The sequence below is a fragment of the Corynebacterium lipophiloflavum DSM 44291 genome (genome assembly GCF_000159635.1).
In the GTDB taxonomy this organism is placed as follows: domain Bacteria; phylum Actinomycetota; class Actinomycetes; order Mycobacteriales; family Mycobacteriaceae; genus Corynebacterium; species Corynebacterium lipophiloflavum.
Map to the genome: position 1 here is coordinate 296,708 of NZ_GG667191.1, position 22,352 is coordinate 319,059.

The window sequence follows — 22,352 nt, forward strand, 5'->3', positions numbered from 1 at the left end:
TCGTTACCATTGGGGGTACGAGCGAAAAAGTACAAGGAGTCATTGCACACGAAAAAGGTAGCCCCGTCGAGGTGGTCGACATTACCCTTCCGGAGCCGGGGCCGAACGACGTTATCGTCAAGGTGCAGACCACCGGAGTCTGCCACACCGACCTCGCCTACCGCGACGGGGACATCGAGGATGCCTTCCCCTTCCTGCTCGGTCACGAGTCGGCCGGCATCGTTGAAACGATCGGCGAGAACGTCACCCACGTCGAAGTGGGCGATTTCGTGGTGCTGAACTGGCGCGCGGTATGCGGCGAGTGCCGCGCCTGCCGCAAGGGCGACGTGAAGAACTGCTTCAACACCCACAATGCGTCAGCACGCATAACGCTTGACGACGGCACCGAGCTGACCCCCGCCCTCGGAATCGGCTCGTTCGCCGAGAAGACCCTGGTGCACGAGAAGCAGTGCACGAAGGTCAACCCCGAGGAGGATCCGGCGGCCGCCGGCCTGCTCGGCTGCGGCATCATGGCCGGCCTGGGCGCGGCGGTAAACACCGGCGACATCCAGCTCGGCGAGTCGGTCGCCGTGTTCGGCCTTGGCGGCGTCGGCCTGGCGGCCGTGGCCGGAGCCAAGCTGGCCGGGGCGTCGACAATTATTGCCGTCGACCTTGACCAGCGCAAATGCGATGCGGCCATCGAGCGCTTCGGCGCGACCCACGCGGTGTGCTCCAAGGGCAAGAGCGAGGACGAGGTGATCGACGCCGTGCGCGAACTTACCGACGGCTTCGGCCCGGACGTCACCATCGACGCCGTCGGGATCCAGCCGACCTGGCGCCAGGCGTTCTACTCCCGTGACCTTGCCGGGCGCATGGTCATGGTGGGTGTGCCCAACCAGACCGACCACGTCGACGTGCCCGCTATCGACCTCTACGGCCACGGAGGCTCGATCAAGCCGGCCTGGTACGGCGACTGCCTGCCCGAGCGCGACTTCCCGACCTACGTGGACCTGCACATGCAGGGCCGCTTCCCGCTCGGCGAGTTCGTTTCCGAGCGCATCGGCATCGGCGACATTGAGGACGCGTTCGCGAAGATGAAGCGTGGCGACGTTCTGCGAAGCGTGGTGGAGTTCTAACATGTCTCTGCGAATTGAACACGTACTCACGTCCGGTGTTTTCCGCCTCGACGGTGGAGAGTGGGACGTGGACAACAATGTATGGATCGTCGGCGATGACCGCGAGGTCTACATCATCGATGCCGCGCACGATGCCGAGACCATTGCCAAGGCCGTCGGCGACCGGAAGGTCAAGGGCATCATCGCAACACACGGCCACAACGATCACGTCGACGCCGCCCCGCTTTTGAGCAAGCTTGTCGACGCCCCCGTATACCTGCACCCGGGCGACGACATGCTCTGGTACGAGCAGAACCCGAACGAAGCGTTCGTGAACTTGGGCGATGGCGACATCTTCTCGATTGCCGGAACGGAGCTTAAAGCGATGTCGACCCCGGGGCACTCGCCGGGCTCGGTCGTGCTCTACGCGGAGGAGGCCGGCGTACTGTTTTCCGGTGACACGCTTTTCCAGGGCGGCCCTGGTGCGACGGGGCGTTCCTACTCGTCCTTCGACACGATCATTGATTCGCTGCAGAAGCGCGTCTTGGATCTTCCCCCTGAGACGATCGTGCGCACCGGCCACGGCGACCACACCACGATCGGCGAGGAAGCCCCCCACCTCGAGGAGTGGATCAAGCGGGGCTACTAGCCTTCTTTCGTTACAGCGCCGTGGTTCTCAGTGCTGGGAACCACGGCGTTTTGCAGCGCGATGGCCCGGGCGAGGCGGGCGTAGCGCAGCTCCTGTTCGCGGAATCGCGTCCAGGCCGAGATCGTGGTGAAGAAAAACGCCATGATGAGCACGTAGAGCATGAGGTCGGTGCCCCGGTCCACGCCGAGCCAGTTAGCCAGCACGGTGACGTCATCGGGTCGCAGGATTGCCCAGATGGCGGCCACCATGAGCGCGGCGAAACCGATTTTCACCCATGCCTTGGCGTTGGCCTTCTTGCGGTTGGTAAAGAAGTAGAACGCGACCGCGAGCGCGGCCGCGAGCAGCAGGACCTGGATCACGGGAGCCTCCTTGCCACGATGCCGTCGGCGAGAATGTTCACGCCGTTGATAAGAGATTGCCCCTTGCTCATCGAGTATTCCGTGTAGAGGATGTCTACGGGTTCCTCGGTGACGCGCCAGCCGTTGGCGTCGATAAGCGCGACGATCTCGGAGGCGTGCGACATGCCGTTCATCCGAATGTTCATCTCGTCTGCGACCTTCTTATTGAAGGCGCGGAGCCCGTTGTGGGCGTCCGAGAGCCCGAGGCGTCGCGTGCGGGGAGAGAGCAAGACAACGGTCTTGAGTACCACGCGCTTGATCAGCGGCACCTGGGTGGTTTCCTGGCCGGCGAAGCGGGTGCCCACGACGATGTCCACTGGCTCGGTGCGCAGGCGCTCGAGCATCTTCACCACGTCTTTGACTTGGTGCTGCCCGTCGGCATCGAAGGTGACGAAGTACTGCGCACCGGGCTGTGCGCGGGCGTACTCGATGCCGGTCTGGATCGCAGCGCCCTGCCCGAGGTTGACGGGGTGGTTCACCAGGTGCGCGCCCGCGGCGTGGATCGCGGCGGGCGAGTTGTCCTTGGAGCCGTCGTTCACCGCGACGATGTGAGGAAAAGTCTCGCGGGCATGCTCGATGACCTCCTGGATGACTGGGCCCTCGTTGTAGCAGGGGATCACCAGCCAGGTGTCGGAGTAGTCCTGGATTTCGCTCATGGTGGCCTAAACGTTACTAGCTGCGGTGAAAAGGCGGGTATATACGCGTGTCAACAGCGTCATCGGGAGCAACCGGTAGGTCGTTCGGGCGGCGAGGTTGAACCTAGCGCGCCACGGGCCGACGAGCCCGTAAGAAACTAACCGGGCCTGCATCTCGCGCTCGGCGGCGAACATCTCGCGGCCCGTGCGCCGCGCGAACTGCTCCGGGCTCACCCGGAAGTACGTCAGCGGCTCGGGCATGTTGTGGAGTCTCTTGCCGGCGGCGATGAGCCTGGCCCAGAGGTCGTAGTCCTCCATGAAGTGGACGCCCTGGTAACCGCCGACCTCCTTGATCGCGGCGGTGCGCAGCATCACCGAGGGGTGATTGAGCGGCGAGTTGATCAGGGCGTATTTCGCGATTTTTTCGTGGGTTTCCGGCATCGCGCGCACCGGGCCGGCATCGAGATCGGTCGCGCCTGAAAACTCGCGTACCGCAGTGCCGAGCGCCGCGATATCTGGGTGAGCCTCCATAAATGCCACTTGTTTTTCTATCCGCTCCGGGTGCGCAATGTCGTCGGTATCGAGCCGCGCGACGTAGTCGGAGGTGATTGTCTCCAGTCCCGCCTGCAGCGCGGGGCCCAGTCCCACGTTGTGAGCAAGCGTGACGACGCGCACATTCTCAGTCCCCTCTGCCAAGCGCTCCACATCGTCGGAGACTGGCCCGTCAAAGACGACGACGACCTCATCGGCGGGACGGGTCTGCCGGGCGAGGGAGTCCAAGGCCTGGCGGAGTTCCCCGGCGGGGGTGTTTCTGTAGGCGGACAAAAGCGCAGAAATCGTGGCCACGTGGCCGTATCCTACGCGAGCGGGTCGGGATAGGGAGGTTCAGTGTCGTCCGGTTCGGGCGGGATCCACGAGAGGTCTTCTGGTTGCGGTGGGTAGTCGAAGGTGAGGTCAAATTCCTCCTCAAAGTGCTTGATTTTCGCCACCGTTGCGCCATCGTCGGCCCCGGAGTCGTATTCGTCGCAGGCGGCGTGGCACGCCGCGTTGAACCGGGCGATGTGGGCGCGACGGGCGCGCACGCGTTCGCGGGTTGTTGCCCACCTGGGGTTGGTCGGGGTGAGGTTGTCCCGCAGGATTCCCTTGGCCTCGCTGGTAATCCAGGTGCCGTCTGCGAAAAGCCAGATTGTTTCACCCGTGGCGGGGTCTGGGATGTAAAACCCCCGCTTATCTGTCTTGAAATTATGATGCCGTTGGCACAAGCAGTGGAGATTGTCTGGGGTTGTTTCGCCTCCCTGGCCGTAGGGGATGCGGTGGTCGAGCTGGCAGCGCTCAGCGGGGACGTGGCAGCCGGGGAAGACGCATGCGCCGTCGCGCGCCCTGACAAAGGCCGCCATCTTCTTGGTCGGTGTGTAACTATCGGTGTGGGCGCTGGAGGCGTCGTCAAGCTGGGTGATCTTGACGTTGCCTTCGCCGAACAGGTTGAGGTAGGAGTCCCCGAGCCAGCCGAGCCGCGGGGAAAAGGTTTCCTCACCGACGGCGTAGACGCGCGTGGTCGCGTGCGTTTCGGGCGCGAGGTGGCCGGTGAGCAGTTTGATCATGGCGTCGGCGAGGCCGAGCTTGTGTTCTCGGGCCGTGGCGCCGACGAACGCGTCGACGCTGGCCATGGTCGCGGCGTCGGCGGTGAGGTTGAGCGCTGTCGTGCCGTCGGCACCGGGGAAGAAGCGTGCGGTGGGTGCCAGGGGCTTCTCGCGCTGCCGGCGCTTGACAGGGTTGAAATCGACCGAGGGATCCACCTCGGCGACGAGGCGGCGCAGTCTGCGGGTGACGCTCCACACGCTGGGCAGGGCGGTGCCGAGGCGGGTGGAGGTGAACATGTCGACCAGGAGGTCGTCGAAAAGCGCGAGCGTGCGCGCGGTTGTGTCGGGGGCGAGCACGCTCAAGGTGCGGTCGATCGCGGCGAGCCGGGGGACGTCGAGAAGCTGGCGCTCGTTCTGCAGCGCGCGCAGGCGAGGCAGGTCGCGCAGGCGACTGTAGCCGGCGACCCCGGACTCGACGAAATGTTTCCCTCGCCCTGTGATTGCCATCAGTTCCGCGATTTCAATGTCGTAGTCGCTGTCTATGCTGTGGACGGTGTCCAGGCTGTAGCTGCTGAACACCATGAACTCGCCCTCGATGATGAGCCGGGCGCCGTCGCGTCGCATATCGTTCGTCGCTGAATTTCCCCCGTTTATAAATGCCAGTGTAGTGAACATATATTCGATACTCAAGGGCATGAATGGAGGTTATGTGACAAATTTAGAAAATAGTACCTAATCGCGAGCGGCGTCGATGAGGTAGCGGCCGTAGCCGGACTTCAACATCGCGCGCCCCAGCTCGGCAAGCGCGTCCGCCGAGATCAGCCCCTCGCGGTACGCCGCGACTTCGGGCGAGCCGATGACCGTGCCCGTGCGCTTCTGGATCACCTCCACGTAAGCGCTGGCCTCGGTCATCGAATCGATCGTCCCGGTATCGAGCCACACGTCGCCGCGCTCCAAGCGGTGGACCTTAAGCGCCCCGCGGTGCAGGTACTCCTCGTTGATCGAGGTGATCTCGAGCTCACCACGAGCGCTCGGGGTGATCGATTTCGCGATGTCAACCACACTGTTGTCATAGAAATAAAGCCCCACTACGGCAAAAGGCGACTTCGGGGAGGACGGTTTCTCCTCGATCGAGGTCGCCATCCCGCGCTCGTCGAAGCTGACGACGCCGTAGCGCTGCGGGTCGGAGACCTCGTAGGCGAAGATTGCGCCGCCCGAAATCTCGCGGATCCCGCCGAGGATGCCGTCGAGGCCCGCGCCGTCGAAGATGTTGTCGCCGAGCACAAGGGCCACGGAATCGTCGCCGATGAATTCCTCGCCGATGATGAACGCCTGGGCCAGCCCCTCGGGCTTCGGTTGCACGGCGTAGTCAATCATGATGCCCCAGTCGGAGCCGTCGCCAAGCAGGCGTCGAAAAGCATCTGCGTCCTCTTGGGTGGTAATCACGAGGACCTCGCGGATGCCGGCGCTGATCAGGGTGCTTAAGGGGTAGTAGATCATCGGCTTGTCGTAGATCGGCATGAGCTGCTTCGAGATGCCCTTGGTAATGGGGTAGAGACGCGTGCCCGAGCCGCCCGCGAGGATGATGCCTTTCATGAATCTCCACATTAGACACCGAGTTTTCCTATGGTGGGTGAAACTACACAGCAAAGGAGCGCCCATGTTCGGTACCCGCCACTACGCCGTCGTCACCGGTGCCGCCTCCGGCATCGGACGCGCCCTCGCCCTCCAGCTGGCCGATCTCGGCTGGCGGCTTGCCATCAGCGATATCAATTCCGCCGGGCTCGAGGCCACCGCGCGCGATTGCGAGGCGCGGGGAGCCGAGCTTATCGACGCCTCCGTGGTCGACGTCGCCGACGCAGATGCCGTCGATTCCTGGGCGAGTGGACTTGCTCAGCAGCACGGACCTGCCCACACCGTCCACCACGTCGGAGGCATCTCCATCTGGGGCAGGGTGGACACGATGCCGCTTGAGAAGTGGCGCACTCTTATCGACGTCAACCTCATGGGCACCATCCACGTGGCACGCGCCTTCACCCCGGCGATGATGAAGGCCGGCCCGCTGCCCAGGCAGGAGCAACAGGAAATCGGCCCCCGCCGATTGGTCTGCGTCTCCAGCTCCGCGGGCATCCTCGCGCTGCCCTGGCACGCGGCGTACTCGGCATCCAAGGGAGGCGTGCTGGCGATGTGCGAGGTGCTGCGCTTGGACCTCGCCCCCTACGGCATTAGAGTGCACGCCGTCGCGCCGGGCGCGGTGGACACCGGGCTGGTGCGCACCATTGACGTCGACGGGGTGGACATGGACAACCCCCGGGTACGCAAGGCGCGCGAGCTTTTCCAGGGCCACGCCATCTCGCCGGAGAAGTGCGCCGAGATCATCCTTCGCGGCGTGGAGAAGAATAAGCCGCTGATAACCACCGGCGCAGATGTGGCACTGGCGCGCTGGGCGCAGGTCAACGCACCCTGGCTCTACGCAGGAGCCATGCGGGGGATCAACCGCGCGTTTCGGTGGGTGGCGAAGGACGCGATGCTCTAGCGCTTCTCGTCCAGGGGTACCTGGAGGACGTCCATGACGGTTGCCAGGCCGTCGTAGTTGGTCACGAGTAACAGCAGGGCTGTGATCTCTTTGTCGCTGAGGTGGTCGCGCAGGCGCTCCCACACCTCGTCGGTGATCTGGCGGTGCTCGATGAGGTCATTGGTAGCATCCAGGATCACCCCCGTGCGACCGGTGAAGCCGTGCTCGGGCCGCTTGACAGCTTCGATGTCGGCGTCGCTGAGGCCGAAGCGCTTGCCCATCGTGGTGTGGTGCTCGAGTTCGTAGCGGGAATCGCGCAGCGTAGCGACGCGCAAGATGACCAGCTCGGATTGCCTGCGCGGCAGGATACCGAAGGGCATCAAGGAGCCGGAATAGAGCAGCCACGGTAAAAAGTTGCGCCTCGCCCGGCCGACCGCGCCGAATAGGTTCAATGTCTTCGTCCCTTGTACTTGCGCGCCGATGCGGTTGGCCAACCGCGCGAGCAGGGCGATGTCTGTGCCGCGGCCGGGACCCGGGCGGGTGGATGAGGTGATGGGCATAGGCTTCATACTTTCCACCATAAAACAATAGGAAAGCTCTCGCCCCAGATGCTGACCAGTACATGCTTGCCAGTCGGGACATCCGTACCTCTGGGCCTTTCGTTAATCGACTGACAAGCATGTACTGGTCAGCATTTGGCGGTTCGGGGGGCATCAGCGCGCCGCCAGATAGATCGCCAACGCCGCGCGCCAGTTCCGCGGTGAGAACCCGGTTCCCTTGATCTTGTCCAGGCTTAAGGTGGATTCCTTCGGGCGGGGTGCTTCGGGGCCGTTGAGCTCGGCGTACTGGGCAGTAGTCACGGGGGTGACGTCGGAGGGGTCCGCGCCCACCCCGATGAATACGCTCATCGCGATCTCGTCGCGGCCCACCGCATCGCCGTCGGAGGTGATGTTGTACACGCCATACTCGGCCTTTGTCGACAGCAGATGCGCGATGCCGTGCGCCAGATCGTCGGCATGCGTGGGCCTGCCGCGCTGGTCGGCCACCACGCTGGGGCTCACACCCTTGTCCGCGAGCCGGGCCATGGTGTCCATGAAGTTCGCGCCCTCACCGAACACCCAGGAGGTGCGGATGACGTAGTGGCGCGGCGTGGCCCGGGCGGCGGTTTCACCCGCGCTTTTCGACGCCCCATAGGCGCTGAGCGGCGATGGCAGCTCGTCCTCGGTGTGCTCTGTATTCAACCCATCGAAGACGTAGTCGCTGGAGACGTGCACCAGGGTCAGGTCGTGCTCGGAGGCGATGCGGGCAAGCTCCGCCACAGCGTCCGCGTTGACCGCCCACGCTGTGCCCCTTTCTGTTTCCGCCCCGTTGACGTCGTTGTAGGCGGCGCAGTTGATGATCGCGCGGTACTCGTTCCAATCGCGCGCCGGCGGATGAGTGATGTCGAACTCGGCCCGGGTGCAGAATTCCGCCTCGCGCTCCGAGTAGACCTTGCGCAAGGCCCGGCCGAGCTGCCCGTTCGCGCCGGTGACAAGGATTTTGCGCGGCGGCACGGTGGGGGCGTCGGCAAGCGGCGGGTGCTTTTGGTCCGCCTCAGATAACTCGGTGGGCTCGAGCGGCCAGTCGATCTCGCGGTAGGAGCAGTAGGCGTACGCGCCATTCGGGTTGTAGCGGGCGTTGACCAGGTAGGTGTAGGTGGTTGCGTCCTCGAGGGCCTGGAAGCCGTTGGCCACCCCGCGCGGGACGAACACCGCGGTGTCCGGGCCGATCTCGACGCCGAACTTCGTCGCGAAGGTTTCCGAGCCCTCGCGCAGGTCCACCCACGCAGCAAAGACGCGCCCGGTGGCCACGGAGACCCATTTGTCCCAGGGCTCGGCGTGCATGCCGCGGGTCGCACCAACCCGGGCGTTGAAGGAGATGTTGTTCTGCACCGGGCGCAGCCGCTGGCCGGACCAGTTTTCCTTGAACCAGCCGCGGTTGTCCGCGTGGACGTCGAGCGGGTGGATTTCCAGGCCGTCGATGGGGGTGGGGTTCATGGGAGTCAAGTGTAGGACGAGTAGCGGACGGGGCTACCGGACCGCTGCCCAAAGTACTCACCGCAGGACCACGCAGCGGCTGCATCGAGGCGGTCGAGGCAGCTAATCTCCCGAGTCGGTTCGTGGGCCAGTGCGATGGTATTGCCGACGATCATGACCAGGGTTACCAGCGTGAGAAGAATCGTGATCGCGCTGGCGACTGTGCGGACGTGCCGGGAACGTGCCGTGGCGCGGACCCCCGCCACGGCGATGACGCTACCCGCCAGCGCAATTACGTAGCCCGCGATCCGTGCCGCCACCTCGGCGGGCACTGCGAAGCACGAGGTGCTGGCGCACTGCTGCCACGGCTTCCAGACGGTCAGGACTGTGATCGCAATGCCAGCGAGCGCGACGATCGAGCCAAGGATGATTCTATTGTCCGTTGTGCGCATATCGCTTCTCGACGTCCCCTTTTACGTCCCGCCACCAGTTTTCATGCTCGGCGTACCACGCGATGGTGCGTTCTAACCCGGTGCGCAGCTCCGGGGCGTGGTGGGGCTGCCACCCGAGCTCGCGGGTGAGCTTGGTGGCATCCATGGTGTAGCGCTGGTCGTGGCCGGGGCGATCGGCGACGTGCTCGTACGTGCCGCCCATGATCTCGCAGATCATCTCAACGACCTGCTTGTTGGTCACGTGTGTGCCGCCGACGCCGATGTTGTACGTCTCTCCGATCTTTCCCCGCTCCAAGATGGCGAGCACGGCGTCGTTGTGGTCGTCGACGTGGATCCAGTCGCGCACCTGCGCGCCGCTGCCGTAGAGCTTGGCGGGGCGGCCGTCGAGAATGTTCGTGATCTGCCGCGGGATGAACTTCTCTATGTGCTGGTACGGCCCGTAGTTGTTCGAGCAGTTCGAGATCGTCGCCTTGATACCGAAGGAGCGCACCCAGGCGCGCACGAGGTGATCGGAGCCGGCCTTGGTTGCCGAGTACGGGCTCGACGGGTTGTAGGCGGTGGTTTCGGTGAACTTCTCGTCCCCGCCAAGCGGCAGGTCGCCGAAAACCTCATCGGTGGAAATGTGGTGGAAGCGCACCCCGAAGCGTCGCACGGCCTCCAGCAGCGTGAACGTGCCCACCACGTTGGTGTGGACGAAGGGGGAGGGGTCTGCCAGCGAGTTGTCGTTGTGGGACTCGGCGGCGAAGTGGACCACGGTGTCGCTGTCCGCCACTAAGCCGCCGACAAGCTGGGCGTCGGTCACCGAGCCGTGGACGAATTTCACGTCGAGTCCGTCCAAGTTGGCGCGGTTGCCGGCGTAGGTGAGCGCATCGAGGACGGTGATGTGCACCCCGGGGCGTCGCTCACGCAGCAAACGGACGAAGTTGGTGCCGATGAACCCGGCGCCGCCGGTGACCAGAACGCGTTCCATGGGTCAAAACCCTACCGACGTAGACCTATTGCATGCACCGCGGCTCCGGCAAGTGGGCCTGCGTACAGGGCCGCGCACACCGAGGTGACCACCCCGTAGGGCAGGGCGAAAAGCAGCGCGAACGCGACGACGGTCGCGACCACCCAGCCGGCCACGTACACGCCGTGGCGCTCGGTGGAGAGCACGGCCACGCCGGTGATCATCAGCGCGCCCATGAACGCCGAGGCGAAGGTGAGCGCGCCCAGGGTTAACCCCGGGACGAAAAATTCCGGCTCGAAGGCGAAACGAAGGATCGCCGGCCCGAGCAACCAGGCGGCGGCGAAGCCAACAGCGCCCAAGCCCAGCACGGCGCCGATCGGGGCGACAAGGGCGGCGTGGATGCGCTCGCGCTGCTCCACGAACCGCACCACCAACGCGGACTGGAAGCGCTGCAGCGGCACGAGCACGGGGGCGCGGGTAAGCAGCACCGCGTTGATGATCGCGGCGACTGCAGTGCCCCCGCCGAAGGGGAAGGCGGCATTGACGGCGACGGGGAAGCCCGTGATCAGCGCCGCCGAAGCCCCCGAGGCGACCATCGCGGAGGACACCCGGCGGGAAAACACCGCGCGATCCACGTCCAGGGCCACACGGATGCTGTTTCGCGCGGCCTGGGAGGAGCCGAGGATGACCAACCAGCTCGCTGCGCCGATTACCGTGATGATCGCGAACGCCCACAGCGACCACCCCATCGCCCACGCCACGACGGCGAGGACGAGGCGCACGCCGGAGTCGAGCGCGACCATCGCGGCGTACTGGTTCCACAGCCCAGCCCCACTCAAGATCCCGGATAGCGCCGCCTGGAACACGTAGCTGACCAGGCCGAAGGCAATAAGGATGGTGGCGGGGGCGGGTGCCACGGGCACGACTTGGTGCATGAACAGCACGCCGCCGACGGCCGTCGCGACGGCGATCAGCGCGGCAACCAGCGCCCCGACCCGCCACGGGTTAGCGGAACCGTGCGCACCAGATTCCCGGGCGCCGGCGACGGCGCGGGTGGTCTCGTGCGTCAGGCCGTCGATAAGCCCGGTGGCGGCGAAGAACAGCGACCAGAAAGCGGCGAAGTAGCGGTAGTCCGTCTCCGCGGGCAGGACGCGCTGGGCAACCCAGAGCACCGCGAAGCCGCTGATTGCGGCGAAAAGAGTGGCGAAGGAGAGGCTTCTCACGGGCACTCCGGAAGCTCGGGCCGGTTAATCCAGGCGTCGATAACCCCCTCGACATCCGCGCCGGGGGCGTGGGCCTTCAGCGCGTTGACCAGGTCGAAGGGCTCGACGACGCTGTGGGCGTTCTTGGCCACGTAGCTGCGCACGGCGCTGAAAAAGGCGGCGTCGCCGACGAGGCGTCGTAAAGCATGCAGCGTGATCGCGCCGCGCTTGTACACGCGGTCGTCGAACATGTCGCGGGGGCCGGGGTCGGCAAGAGTGAAACTCTGCCGCGTGAGCCTGCGGTAGTGCTGGCGCACGCTGACATCAACCGGGGTGCCTTGGTGATCCGCCCACAGCCACTCGCAGTAGCAGGCGAAACCCTCGTTGAGCCAGATGTCGCTCCACTGGGCAACACCCAGCGAGTTGCCGAACCACTGGTGCGCCAGCTCGTGGGCGATCAGTCGCTCCTCACCGCGCAGGTGGTTGACCCCGAAAATCGACATCGCGGCCGCCTCGAGGGGAATCTCCAAGTCGTCCTCGGTAACCACCACCTCGTAGCGTTCAAACGGGTAAGGCCCGAAAGTCTCCTCAAAAAATTCCAGCATCGCCTGCTGCTTTGCAAAATCACCCGGGCCGACGTTGTACGGTAGCCACGCGATCACATTGCGCCCGAGATCGACCCGGGAGTACCTGCCAACCTGCACGGTTGCCAGGTAGGTGGGCATGGGCCTGGCGGTGGGGTTGGTGATCACCGTGTAATCGCGATCCGCGCGGACGTTGAAGGAGTAGGTTGCTTTCTCGTCCGGGGTGTCGTCGCAGGGGAACCAGGTGGGCGCGCCGTTGGGCTGGCTGGCAACCAGCGAGCCCTCGGTAAGTTCTTCCCAGCCCAGCAGGCCCCAGGGGGTGCGGCGCGGGCGCGGGTTGCCCCCGTAGCTGATAACCAGTTCGAACTCCTCGTCCACGGCGATCGCCTCGGCAAAGCTGATGCGCAACTTGCCGTGCGACTGCTTGAAGCGCCGCACGCGGATATCCCCGCCCGTGAGACTGCGGGAGGTCACCCGCCGTGCCACCATCGACGGCTGCAGGTCGAGAGTCATGTGGTCGAGTTCGCGCCAGTTGGTCAGCGTCAGCGTCGCAGTGCCTTCGAGGCGGTTCGGGCCGACCTTGTAGGTCAGATCGAGGTCGTAGTGGTGGACGTGGAACCCCAGGTTGAACTCCACGCCCGTGTAGGCATCGACGGTGCCGGGAACGGGAGTTGAGCGCAGCCTGTGGTTTGTCATCGTCGCAATAGTGTACCCCCGCCTGTGGGCCAACGACGACGCCCCACCCCTGGCCACGAGGTCATCCCGTGGGCTGGGGTGGGGCGTCGACTACCGGCTGAGAAAGTCTTACATGTCGAAAGCCGGTGCGATGGTGCTGTACCAGGACTTCTCGATGTCTTCGCGCCAGTACGGCCACGAGTGGGTGCCGACGTTGCGGAACTCGTACGTCGCCGGGATGCCCTCGCTCTCGAGCTTGGCGCGCAAATCGTGCGAGCACTTGTTGATGGCAGCTTCGATCACGCCGCCTTCGACCTGCAGAGTGGTCGCGCCCACGCTCGCGGCGGGTGCAGGTGCGCCCTGGCCGATGAGGTAGCTGACCTGATCCGAGCGGCCGGCCAGGCCGGTCGCCGTGGAGATGTAGAGCGCGGTGCCACGCAGCTTATCGGCGTTGAGCAGCGCGTCGTTGTAGCGGTTGTACTCGCCGCCCATCGGGCCCCACATCTGCTCCGGGGTCACCGTCTTGAAATCGCCGGTACCGGAGGCGCGGTTGATGGTCACGCGGGCGAAGTTGTAGGCGTGCGGGGAGGAGGTTGCGGCGCAGCCGGAGAAGGAGGCGGCGGCGTCGTAGAAACCGGGGTTGTGCGCTGGGAGGACGAGCGCGGAGGTACCGGACATGGAGAATCCGACAATGGCGCGGCGGTTGTCGGCGTTGAGCGTTTTCTCGATCGGGCCGGGGAGCTCCTTGGTCAGGAACGTCTCCCACTTCTGGGGGCCGTTGATGTAGGGCGACTTGACGTTCTCGTCGAGCCAGTCGGTGTAGTAGGTAAACGCGCCGGCCTGCGGGATGACCACGTTGACACGCTTGCCCGTGAAGAAGTCCCTGGTGTCGTACATCTTCAGCCAGTCGGCGTTCTGCTCCGCGCCGCCAGCGCCGTTGAGCAGGTAGATCGTCGGAGCGTTGTTCACGCGCTCACCATTGGCATCGGTTGCCGGGATGACGGCGACCGGAATGTCGCGCTCCATCGACGGTGAAAAGACCTTGTAGGCCAGGACACTTTTGTTGTCGACCTGTTTGATCCAGTCCTGGGGCTTTTTGGTGGAAACCACCAGCGGCGGCTCCGCGTTGACATCCCACGGCTTGACCTCGCCGACCGCTGCACCGTCGGCCACATGCTCGGGGGTCACATCTGCGGCGTTGGCGGCGGGGGTCAGCGGTGCTGCACCAAGGGCGAGCGACAACGCTGCGGTGGCAGCGAGAACGGAGCGCTTGAGGTTCATGTGTTTCCTTCGACTTTCCTTGACAAGAAGCTTGCAATAACGAGCACGCTGGTGCGGGCCTACACCGTAGGCATCGCTGTAAACTTAACCGACGTTTCACAACAATTCGACCCCAGTGAGCAACAAATTGCTATTTTGGTCAAAATTGTTACCAAATTGGCTTAGAGTTAGCGCTAAGCTTTCGCGTGGCTCCGGTGGCGCTACCCAGACACCGTCGCTACACCGTGTAACAATGACCGCCGCAGCTCCGACGTCGATGTCGAAGACCAAAAACCCCCAACACCTACCGAAGGAACACCATGAACCTGCTCGAAATCATTCAGCTCCAGATCAACGAGGTCCTCGGCCAGCTCATCCACGCAGGATCCTCGGCATCATCGAACCTTTCGCTGCAACTGGGCTGGTTCTAAGCCCTACCCCCAACTTGCGCCCGACAGACGCTGACTCAAAAGTCCACGTATTCTGTTGGGCGTGAGTAACGAACATTTTGACGTTGTTGTCCTCGGCGCTGGCCCCGGTGGCTATGTCGCCGCCATCCGAGCTGCCCAACTGGGCAAAAAAGTTGCTGTCGTAGAGAAGAAGTACTGGGGTGGTGTCTGCCTGAACGTGGGCTGCATCCCCTCTAAGTCTTTGATTAAGAATGCCGAAGTGGCTCACATCTTTACCCGTGAGGCCAAGACCTTCGGCATCAAGGGTGACGTGGAGTTCGATTACGCGGACGCACACGAACGCTCCCGCAAGGTCTCCGAGAGGATCGTCGGCGGCGTGCATTACCTGATGAAGAAAAACGAGATCACCGAGATCCACGGCCTCGGCACCTTTAAGGACGCCTCCACCATCGAGATCACCGAGGGCGACGACGCTGGTAAGACCGTCACGTTCGACAACTGCATCATCGCCACGGGTTCCGTGGTGCGCACGTTGCCGGGCATCGAGCTGTCCGACAATGTCGTCTCCTACGAGGAGCAGATCCTCAACCCCGAGGCCCCGCAGAAGATGGTCATCGTCGGCGCCGGCGCGATCGGCATGGAGTTCGCCTACGTCCTGTCCAACTATGGCGTTGAGGTCACCGTCGTCGAGTACATGGACCGCGTCCTGCCCAACGAGGACAAGGACGTGTCCAAGGAGATCGCCCGCGCCTACAAGAAGATGGGCGTGAATCTGCTCACCGGCCACGCCACGACCGCGGTGCGCGACAACGGCGATTCGGTCGAGGTGGACATCGCAAAGAACGGCTCGGACAAGACCGAGACGCTCACCGTTGACCGCGTCATGATCTCCGTCGGTTTTGCCCCGCGCGTCGAGGGCTTCGGGCTGGAGAACACGGGCGTGGAGCTGACCGAGCGCGGCGCGATCGCCGTCGATGACCGCCTGCGCACCAACGTCAAAGGCATTTACGCCATCGGTGACGTCACCGCGAAGCTGCAGCTTGCCCACGTCGCGGAGTCCCAGGGCATCATCGCCGCCGAGACCATTGCGGAGGCGGAAACCCTCGAAATCGAGGACTACATGATGACCCCGCGCGCGACCTTCTGCAACCCGCAGGTTGCCTCCATGGGCTACACCGAGGAGCAGGCCCGTAAGAACTGGCCGGATCGCGACATCAAGGTCGCAATGTTCCCGTTCTCCGCCAACGGCAAGGCGATCGGCCTGGCCGAGTCCGCCGGCTTTGCCAAGCTGATCACGGACGGCGAGCACGGCGAGATCCTCGGCTGCCACCTCGTCGGCGCGAACGCCTCCGAGCTCCTGCCGGAGATTACCCTGGCCCAGCGCTTCGATCTGACCGCAGGCGAAATCGCACGCAACATCCACATTCACCCAACGCTCTCGGAGGCCCTCAAGGAGGTCGCCCACGGCGTCGAGGGGCACATGATTAACCTCTAAGCGCCCCTTGACGACGCCAAAGGGGCCCGCCGAGTAAATCGGCGGGCCCCTTTGTGTCTTGAGACGTCGTAGTTAGCTACCGGACACGGCTGCGGCCAGCGCGTCCAAGCTGGTCTCCAGGAAGTCGTCGTCGAACGACTCAGACATCGACTTAACCTCGCTGCTCTCGATCTCGGAGCGGTCGTAGGTGATCTTCACCCGCGTTGCGTACGGGCCCTCGGGCTCGAGCTCGTAGAGCCACTTGGCGCCCACCTCGACACCGGCGGTGGTGTTTTCCAGGTTCTGCCACCCCACGACCTTGTTCTCTTGGAGGGCGAAGACCTTGTTGCGGGTCTGGTAATCGCCGTCCTCCTTGGTCATGTTCATGGTGAAGGTGTCGCCCACGGACTGGAAGCGCTCGGCCTGATCGGCGGAGACGACCATTCCGGAGTTGTCCGTTTCAGCGTGGCGCTGCGGGTTGGTCAGCAGGTCGTAGATGTCGGCTGCGGGGGCGTCGATGACTCGGGTTGCGGAATTAGTTGAAGTACTCATAAGCCCCATTGTACGGATTTATCAGTACGGGGCGATCGAGGTCGTGTGCGGGTCAACTTCAATTCCGTGCTGGATGGAGGGGAAGGCACGCTGCGCGCAGGCCTCGCGTGGGCACACGCGGCACCCCGCTCCGATCGGCGTCGCCTGGGAGACGTCGTCAAGCGCCATGCCCTCGGCGTAGATGGTGCGCTCGGCGTGGCGGGTCTCGCAGCCAAGGCCGATGGCGAAGAGCTTTTCCGTCTCGCGGAAGTGGAAGCGGTGGTGGCGCACGGTGCGTGCCACCCACAGGTAGGTGCGCCCGTCCGGCATCGTCGCGTGCTGGCGCACCGTTTCGCCGGGGCGGGTAAAGGATTCGTAGATCCCCCATAGCGGGCACGTCCCGCCGGAGGTGGAGAAGTGGTAGCCGGTCGCGGATTGGCGCTTGGAGATGTTGCCGGCGCGGTCGACGCGCACGAAGGTAAACGGCACGCCGCGCATGTTCGCGCGCTGCAGCGTCGACAGGCGGCTGGCCACGGTTTCGTAGCCGACGCCGAAGACGTGGCAGAGGTAGTCCACGTCGTAGCCGTTCTTCTCCGACTCGAAGTGCACGAGGGTATACGGCAGAAGGGTCGCCGCGGCGAAGTAGGCGGCAATGCCGCGCCTGGCCAGGTTCTTGGAGGTCTCCGAGGTGAACGGCTCGGCGTCGACGTGGGCGTCGATAAGCGAATTGGCCTCAAGGAAGCTGAGGGCGGAGGCGAGGCGGAAGGCGCGCTGGCCCGAGGACAGGATCGGGGAGAGCGAGAGCGCGCCCGCATCGAGGTCGAGCTGGTGCAGTACCCCGGACTCCGACGGGATGGTGCGCACGTCAACACCGTGCGCTTGCGTGATGTAGCGGGTCAACTCGCGCTCGGTGGCATGGATGCCGAAGCGCTGCACCCCAATGCGCCCCGCCAGCTCCTCGGCACGGTGGTCAATGTCGTCGAGGTAGTTCTGGCGCGAGTAGAAGAAGTCACGCACCTCGTCGTGGGGCATCGTCAGCGTTTCCGGGCTGGACACCCGCGAATCCAGAGCCAGCGTGAGCTTGTCGCGGGCGTTGGAGTAGCGGCGGTGCATCTCGACGACGGACCGGGCGATGGAGGGGTGGCGGTAGACGAGCTCGGAAAGCTCCTGGAGTTCAACGTTGGCCGCGCCCAACTCCTGGTCCGCCACGACGTCCTTGAGCTCGGCGAGGAGCCGGGAGTCGTCGTCACGCGAGAAGAAGGTGGCGTCGACGCCGAAGGCCTCGGTAATGCGCTTGAGTACGGGCACGGTCAAGGGGCGCACGTCGTGTTCGATCTGGTTGACGTAACTTGCGGAGAGCTCGAGAGTCGCAGCCAGGGAGGCCTGGCTGAGGTTTCTCTCCCGGCGCAACTGGCGCAGCCGTGAGCCGACGTAAGTCTTGGACATAATCAGTATCTAATCACTGTGCAAAGATTCGTGCGAAGGCCTTGCGAAAAATCTTTACAAACAAAAGTTTGACACCCTTCGGGGTGACTGTCCAGTGGGTCAGCGCATGCGCGGGCACGGATGTGTTCAAGGTCACAGTGTCGGTGTTAAAGGTGTGTCTGGTGTGGCGGATGAGTCGATCGCAAGGGTAGAAAATGCTGCACGCAGGGGTACGAAACCCTTACGAAACCCCCCGCAATGCACACAGTTTTCGCCGGTAAAACCCGCCGCACCTGTGGGTAGCGTCACCCCCACCACCATTAAGTAGGTAAAGGTCGGGCGCATTTCGTAGAGTAATAGCGACACTGGAGGTGCCATGACTGTACAAAACGCAGACCGTGACGCAATTCGCCACGGAAAAATTACCGAAGCGCCGCTGCGCGAGCGGCCATCCGTCCCAACCTGGGCACTGAAGATGATCATGGCCGTAACCGGCCTGCTCTTCGGCCTGTACGTTCTCGGCCACATGGTCGGAAACCTCAAGATCTTCATGCCGCTGCATTCGAACGGCGTCGCCCCGATTGATGAATACGGCCACTTCCTGCGCACCATGGGCGAGCCCATCCTGCCCTACAGCGCCCTGCTCTGGCTGATCCGCATCGTCCTGCTCGCTGCACTCGTGTTGCACGTGTGGGGCGCGTTCGCCCTCCGCGGCCGTTCCTCGAAGTCTCGGGGCAAGTTCAAGCGCACGAACCTGATGGGCGGCTGGCAGTCCACCGCCACCCGCTCGATGCTGATCACCGGCGTCATCCTGCTGCTGTTCGTCATCTTCCACATCCTCGACCTCACCCTCGGCCAAGTCGTTGCTTCCGACGAGTTCGTCCACGGCGCGGTGCGCAACAACCTTCTGGCCACCTTCGCGCCGGGCCGCTGGTGGGTCGTTGCAATCTACGTCATTGCAAACCTCGCCCTGCTTCTCCACCTCACCCACGGCGTGTACCTCGCGGTCTCCGACCTGGGCTGGCTGGGCAAGCGCGGACACGCCGTCATGGTGGTCCTCGCCTACATCCTCCCGGCGCTCGTGGTGATCGGAAACATCATCATGCCGCTGGCGATCTCATTCGGCTGGATTCCCGGCTTCTCAAGGTAGACGGCTGACAAGGAGAATTACATTATGACAACCGCTCACAACCCGCAGGCAGGCAAGCAGGCCGCCCCGGCTGAAACCCTCGACGCCGGCCAAGGCGACGCAACCGCGACGAACCAGGCAAGCCAGTTCCGCCAGCCCGAGTCCAGCGTGCCGGGCGTGACGCCGGGCCTGATCCTGGCCAACAACGAGCCGGACAGCGCCAAGGTCCGCATGAAGGACATGTGGCAGTGGCAGAAAGACCACATGAACCTGGTCTCCCCGCTCAACCGCCGCAAGTTCACCATCCTCGTCGTCGGCACCGGCCTGTCCGGCGGCGCCGCCGCAGCCGCGCTCGGCGAGCTCGGCTACAAGGTCAAGGCGTTTACCTACCACGACGCTCCGCGCCGCGCCCACTCCATCGCGGCGCAGGGCGGCGTCAATTCCGCCCGCGGCAAGAAGGTGGATAACGACGGCGCGTACCGCCACACCAAGGACACCGTCAAGGGCGGCGACTACCGCTGCCGCGAGTCCGACTGCTGGCGCCTCGCCATCGAGTCTGCGCGAGTGATCGACCACATGAACGCCATCGGCGCACCGTTCGCCCGCGAGTACGGCGGAACCCTGGCCACCCGCTCCTTCGGCGGCGTGCAGGTCTCGCGCACCTACTACACCCGCGGCCAAACGGGCCAGCAGCTGCAGCTGTCCACCGCGTCCGCACTGCAGCGCCAGATCCACCTCGGCAACGTGGAGATCTTCACCCACCACGACCTGATGGACCTCATCGTGACTGAGGGCGCGGACGGCCAGGGCAAGGGAACCTGCCGCGGCATCGTCACACGCAACCTGATCACGGGCGAGATCACCCCGTTCACCGGCCACGCCGTCATCCTCGCGACCGGCGGATACGGCAACGTCTACCACAAAACGACGCTGGCGAAGAACTCCAACGCCTCGGCCATGATGCGCGCCTACGAGCGCGGCGCCTACCTCGCGTCGCCCTGCTTCGTCCAGTTCCACCCGACCGGCCTGCCGGTGAATGCGAAGTGGCAGGCGAAGACGACCCTGATGTCGGAGTCGCTGCGTAACGACGGCCGCATCTGGACGCCGAAGGAAAAGGGCGACGAGCGCGACCCGAAGGACATTCCGGAAGAGGAGCGCGACTACTTCCTCGAGCGCCGTTACCCGGCGTTCGGCAACCTGGTGCCGCGTGACGTCGCGTCGCGCGCCATTTCGCAGCAGCTCAACGCCGGCTACGGCGTTGGCCCGCTGCGCAACTCCGCGTACCTGGACTTCACCGACGCGATTGACCGCCTCGGCGTGGACACCATCCGCGAGCGCTACTCCAACCTCTTCGAGATGTACGAGGACTCCACGGGTGCGGATCCGTACCAGGAGCCGATGCGCATTGCCCCGACGGTGCACTTCACCATGGGCGGGCTGTGGACCGACTTCAACGAGATGACCTCCCTCGACGGCCTGTTCGCCGCCGGCGAGGCGTCGTGGACCTACCACGGTGCCAACCGCCTGGGCGCGAACTCGCTGCTCTCCGCGTCCGTCGACGGCTGGTTCACGTTGCCGTTCACGGTCCCGAACTACCTGGCCAACCACCTCGGCGAGGAAGTTCTCGACATTGACGCGCCCGAGGTCCACGCGGCGGTCACCCGCACTCAAGACATGATTGAGCGCCTGATGAGCGTCAACGGCCCCGAGCCGCACGGCCCGGAGCACTTCCACGAGCAGCTCGGCGACATCCTCTACGAGCACTGCGGCGTGTCCCGCTCGGTGGAGGGCCTCAAGGCCGGCATCGAGAAGATCCGCCGCCTGCGCGAGGACTTCTGGACCAACATCTCGATCCCCGGCACGCCGAACGACATGAACCAGACGCTCGAGGCCGCGATCCGCCTGGCGGATTACATCAACCTCGGCGAGCTGATGTGTGTTGACGCGCTCGACCGCGACGAGTCCTGCGGCGCCCACTACCGCGACGACCACCTCACCGAGGACGGCGAGGCGCAGCGCGACGACGACAACTGGTGCTTCGTCTCCGCGTGGGAGCCCGCCGGCAAGGATGGCTTCATTCGCCACGCTGAACCGCTCTACTTCGATTCGATCCCTCTGATGGCAAGGAACTACAAGTAATGAAACTGACACTTGAGATCTGGCGTCAGGCCGGACCCGATACTGACGGAAACTTCGAAACCGTCCAGGTCGACGACGCGGTGGAGCAGATGTCCATCCTCGAGCTTCTCGACCACGTGAACAACAACTACGTCGAGGCCGGCAAGGAGCCGTTCACCTTCGCCTCCGATTGCCGCGAGGGCATTTGCGGCACCTGCGGCGTCACCGTCAACGGGCGCCCGCACGGCGCCGGGCAGAACACCACCGCCTGCCTGCAGCGCCTGTTCAACTATAAAGACGGCGACACCCTGCGCATCGAGCCGTTCCGCTCGGGCGCGTTCCCGGTGATCAAGGACCTCGCGGTCGATCGCTCCGCGCTGGACCGCGTTATGCAGCAGGGCGGTTATATCTCCGTCCAGGCCGGTACCGCTCCGGACGCCGACACCTTGCACGTCAACCACGAGACCGCCGAGCTCGCGCTCGATTACGCGGCCTGCATCGGTTGCGGCGCCTGCGTTGCGGCCTGCCCGAACGGTGCTGCGCACCTGTTCACCGGCGCCAAGCTCAAGCACCTCAAGCTGCTTCCCCTGGGTAAGCAGGAGCGCGGCAAGCGTGCCCGCCAGATGGTCGACGAGCTCGAGACCAATTTCGGCCACTGCTCGCTCTACGGGGAATGCGCGGACGTCTGCCCCGCGGGGATTCCGCTGGACGCTGTTGGTTCGATCAACGCCGAGCGTGCGCGCGCAGCTTTCCGCGGCAAGGACGACTAAGAGTGCCCTATACTGGGCAACAGAAGCGCTAGATACTCGAAGCGGCAGCTTGAGAACTAGAGAAAAGGACACACCCCATGGCAAACACCACTGAGTCGGTCGCAGATATCCGCAGCGAGAGCTTCCCGGATTACCAGCAGCGCATCGAGGATGCCTACATCGAGGGATACGACCCGGTCTCCCTGGGCGCCCCGCACTCCTCGCTGAACACCCACGCCCTGTGGATTGCCATGGGCCTGATCCTCGCCGCTCTGTTCGGTGTGGGTCTCGCCGTGTGGGGTGGCGCCGCGATGGTCTGGGGCATGGGGTCGGAGTCGAACATCGGCTCCCGCCTGCTGATTCTGGGCCTCATTGAGTTCGCCGCGACGATGATCTCCGCGGTCGTGCTCATGTTCGTGGCCCGTCGCGGTTACAAGGACTACCGCACCCGCACGGGCCGCGTTAACTAACACCGTTGATAAACTCCCCGCCTCCGCTGGCGGGGAGT

The 22,352-nt window shown here is 64.4% G+C and carries 22 protein-coding genes; 8 read left to right on the forward strand and 14 right to left on the reverse strand.

Annotated elements, in window-relative coordinates; all coding sequences use genetic code 11:
* Positions 1–8: 8 nt before the first annotated feature.
* Together HMPREF0298_RS01470 and HMPREF0298_RS01475 are read left to right on the forward strand one after the other, a co-directional pair.
* Entirely contained in the window at positions 9–1,115 is a 1,107-nt protein-coding gene (locus HMPREF0298_RS01470; protein ID WP_040422146.1) for an S-(hydroxymethyl)mycothiol dehydrogenase, read from the forward strand.
* Between the two features lies 1 nt (position 1,116).
* The gene (locus tag HMPREF0298_RS01475) at positions 1,117–1,743 is read left to right on the forward strand and encodes an MBL fold metallo-hydrolase (RefSeq protein WP_006839312.1); all 627 of its coding nucleotides are present in this window, start codon (positions 1,117–1,119) and stop codon (positions 1,741–1,743) included.
* Here the strand turns inward: HMPREF0298_RS01475 and HMPREF0298_RS01480 are convergent.
* From HMPREF0298_RS01480 to rfbA, 5 genes are all read right to left on the reverse strand, one after another.
* Positions 1,740–2,102: a DUF2304 domain-containing protein gene (locus tag HMPREF0298_RS01480; protein WP_006839313.1), complete on the reverse strand. Its 363-nt coding sequence runs from the start codon at positions 2,100–2,102 to the stop codon at positions 1,740–1,742. The genes HMPREF0298_RS01475 and HMPREF0298_RS01480 overlap by 4 nt on opposite strands.
* Positions 2,099–2,797, reverse strand: a complete 699-nt coding sequence (locus tag HMPREF0298_RS01485; RefSeq protein ID WP_006839314.1) for a glycosyltransferase family 2 protein — start codon at positions 2,795–2,797, stop codon at positions 2,099–2,101. The genes HMPREF0298_RS01480 and HMPREF0298_RS01485 overlap by 4 nt, the downstream gene beginning before the upstream one ends.
* A 6-nt stretch (positions 2,798–2,803) precedes the next feature.
* Positions 2,804–3,622 carry a glycosyltransferase gene (locus HMPREF0298_RS01490; protein ID WP_006839315.1) on the reverse strand — a complete coding sequence of 273 codons (819 nt, stop codon included), beginning with the start codon at positions 3,620–3,622 and terminating at the stop codon, positions 2,804–2,806.
* Between the two features lie 11 nt (positions 3,623–3,633).
* Positions 3,634–4,980 carry an HNH endonuclease signature motif containing protein gene (locus tag HMPREF0298_RS11495; RefSeq protein WP_050758240.1) on the reverse strand — a complete coding sequence of 449 codons (1,347 nt, stop codon included), beginning with the start codon at positions 4,978–4,980 and terminating at the stop codon, positions 3,634–3,636.
* A gap of 108 nt (positions 4,981–5,088) precedes the next feature.
* On the reverse strand, positions 5,089–5,952 hold the full coding sequence (gene rfbA / locus HMPREF0298_RS01500; RefSeq protein WP_040422149.1) for a glucose-1-phosphate thymidylyltransferase RfbA: 864 nt from the start codon (positions 5,950–5,952) through the stop codon (positions 5,089–5,091).
* A gap of 64 nt (positions 5,953–6,016) precedes the next feature.
* Between rfbA and HMPREF0298_RS01505 the strand changes: the two genes are divergently transcribed.
* Positions 6,017–6,892 carry an SDR family oxidoreductase gene (locus tag HMPREF0298_RS01505; RefSeq protein WP_006839318.1) on the forward strand — a complete coding sequence of 292 codons (876 nt, stop codon included), beginning with the start codon at positions 6,017–6,019 and terminating at the stop codon, positions 6,890–6,892.
* Here HMPREF0298_RS01505 and HMPREF0298_RS01510 read toward each other — a convergent pair.
* The 7 genes from HMPREF0298_RS01510 to HMPREF0298_RS01540 all read right to left on the reverse strand — a co-directional run bounded on the left by HMPREF0298_RS01510 (position 6,889) and on the right by HMPREF0298_RS01540 (position 14,029).
* Positions 6,889–7,440 (reverse strand): carboxymuconolactone decarboxylase family protein, encoded by a 552-nt coding sequence (locus HMPREF0298_RS01510; RefSeq protein WP_245527424.1) that lies wholly within the window; start codon positions 7,438–7,440, stop codon positions 6,889–6,891. The two genes, HMPREF0298_RS01505 and HMPREF0298_RS01510, sit on opposite strands and share 4 nt — an antisense overlap.
* 144 nt (positions 7,441–7,584) lie before the next feature.
* Positions 7,585–8,907, reverse strand: a complete 1,323-nt coding sequence (rfbD, locus tag HMPREF0298_RS01515; protein ID WP_006839320.1) for a dTDP-4-dehydrorhamnose reductase — start codon at positions 8,905–8,907, stop codon at positions 7,585–7,587.
* 5 nt (positions 8,908–8,912) lie between these two features.
* The gene (locus HMPREF0298_RS01520) at positions 8,913–9,338 is read right to left on the reverse strand and encodes a hypothetical protein (protein ID WP_006839321.1); all 426 of its coding nucleotides are present in this window, start codon (positions 9,336–9,338) and stop codon (positions 8,913–8,915) included.
* Positions 9,319–10,308 carry a dTDP-glucose 4,6-dehydratase gene (gene rfbB / locus HMPREF0298_RS01525; RefSeq protein ID WP_006839322.1) on the reverse strand — a complete coding sequence of 330 codons (990 nt, stop codon included), beginning with the start codon at positions 10,306–10,308 and terminating at the stop codon, positions 9,319–9,321. Before rfbB ends, HMPREF0298_RS01520 begins: the two co-directional genes overlap by 20 nt.
* A gap of 11 nt (positions 10,309–10,319) precedes the next feature.
* Entirely contained in the window at positions 10,320–11,510 is a 1,191-nt protein-coding gene (locus HMPREF0298_RS01530; protein WP_040422153.1) for a hypothetical protein, read from the reverse strand.
* Positions 11,507–12,769 (reverse strand): M1 family metallopeptidase, encoded by a 1,263-nt coding sequence (locus HMPREF0298_RS01535; RefSeq protein WP_006839324.1) that lies wholly within the window; start codon positions 12,767–12,769, stop codon positions 11,507–11,509. The genes HMPREF0298_RS01530 and HMPREF0298_RS01535 overlap by 4 nt, the downstream gene beginning before the upstream one ends.
* A 108-nt stretch (positions 12,770–12,877) precedes the next feature.
* The gene (locus HMPREF0298_RS01540; RefSeq protein WP_006839325.1) at positions 12,878–14,029 is read right to left on the reverse strand and encodes an alpha/beta hydrolase; all 1,152 of its coding nucleotides are present in this window, start codon (positions 14,027–14,029) and stop codon (positions 12,878–12,880) included.
* 471 nt (positions 14,030–14,500) lie between these two features.
* Here HMPREF0298_RS01540 and lpdA point away from each other — a divergent pair, with 471 nt between their 5' ends.
* The gene (gene lpdA / locus HMPREF0298_RS01545; protein ID WP_186366503.1) at positions 14,501–15,913 is read left to right on the forward strand and encodes a dihydrolipoyl dehydrogenase; all 1,413 of its coding nucleotides are present in this window, start codon (positions 14,501–14,503) and stop codon (positions 15,911–15,913) included.
* Positions 15,914–15,985: 72 nt separating this feature from the next.
* On the opposite strand, the gene HMPREF0298_RS01550 is transcribed toward lpdA, so the two are convergent.
* Both HMPREF0298_RS01550 and ramB read right to left on the reverse strand, forming a co-directional pair.
* Positions 15,986–16,444 carry an SRPBCC family protein gene (locus HMPREF0298_RS01550; protein ID WP_040422155.1) on the reverse strand — a complete coding sequence of 153 codons (459 nt, stop codon included), beginning with the start codon at positions 16,442–16,444 and terminating at the stop codon, positions 15,986–15,988.
* A 21-nt stretch (positions 16,445–16,465) separates the two neighbouring features.
* On the reverse strand, positions 16,466–17,869 hold the full coding sequence (ramB, locus tag HMPREF0298_RS01555) for an acetate metabolism transcriptional regulator RamB (protein WP_006839329.1): 1,404 nt from the start codon (positions 17,867–17,869) through the stop codon (positions 16,466–16,468).
* Between the two features lie 355 nt (positions 17,870–18,224).
* Between ramB and HMPREF0298_RS01560 the strand changes: the two genes are divergently transcribed.
* The 4 genes from HMPREF0298_RS01560 to HMPREF0298_RS01575 all read left to right on the forward strand — a co-directional run bounded on the left by HMPREF0298_RS01560 (position 18,225) and on the right by HMPREF0298_RS01575 (position 22,314).
* Entirely contained in the window at positions 18,225–18,998 is a 774-nt protein-coding gene (locus HMPREF0298_RS01560) for a succinate dehydrogenase cytochrome b subunit (RefSeq protein WP_040422157.1), read from the forward strand.
* 24 nt (positions 18,999–19,022) lie between these two features.
* Positions 19,023–21,116, forward strand: coding sequence for a fumarate reductase/succinate dehydrogenase flavoprotein subunit (locus HMPREF0298_RS01565; protein WP_006839332.1), 2,094 nt, complete (start codon positions 19,023–19,025; stop codon positions 21,114–21,116).
* Positions 21,116–21,865, forward strand: a complete 750-nt coding sequence (locus tag HMPREF0298_RS01570; protein WP_006839333.1) for a succinate dehydrogenase/fumarate reductase iron-sulfur subunit — start codon at positions 21,116–21,118, stop codon at positions 21,863–21,865. Before HMPREF0298_RS01565 ends, HMPREF0298_RS01570 begins: the two co-directional genes overlap by 1 nt.
* Before the next feature lie 77 nt (positions 21,866–21,942).
* The gene (locus HMPREF0298_RS01575; RefSeq protein WP_006839334.1) at positions 21,943–22,314 is read left to right on the forward strand and encodes a hypothetical protein; all 372 of its coding nucleotides are present in this window, start codon (positions 21,943–21,945) and stop codon (positions 22,312–22,314) included.
* Positions 22,315–22,352: the final 38 nt, after the last annotated feature.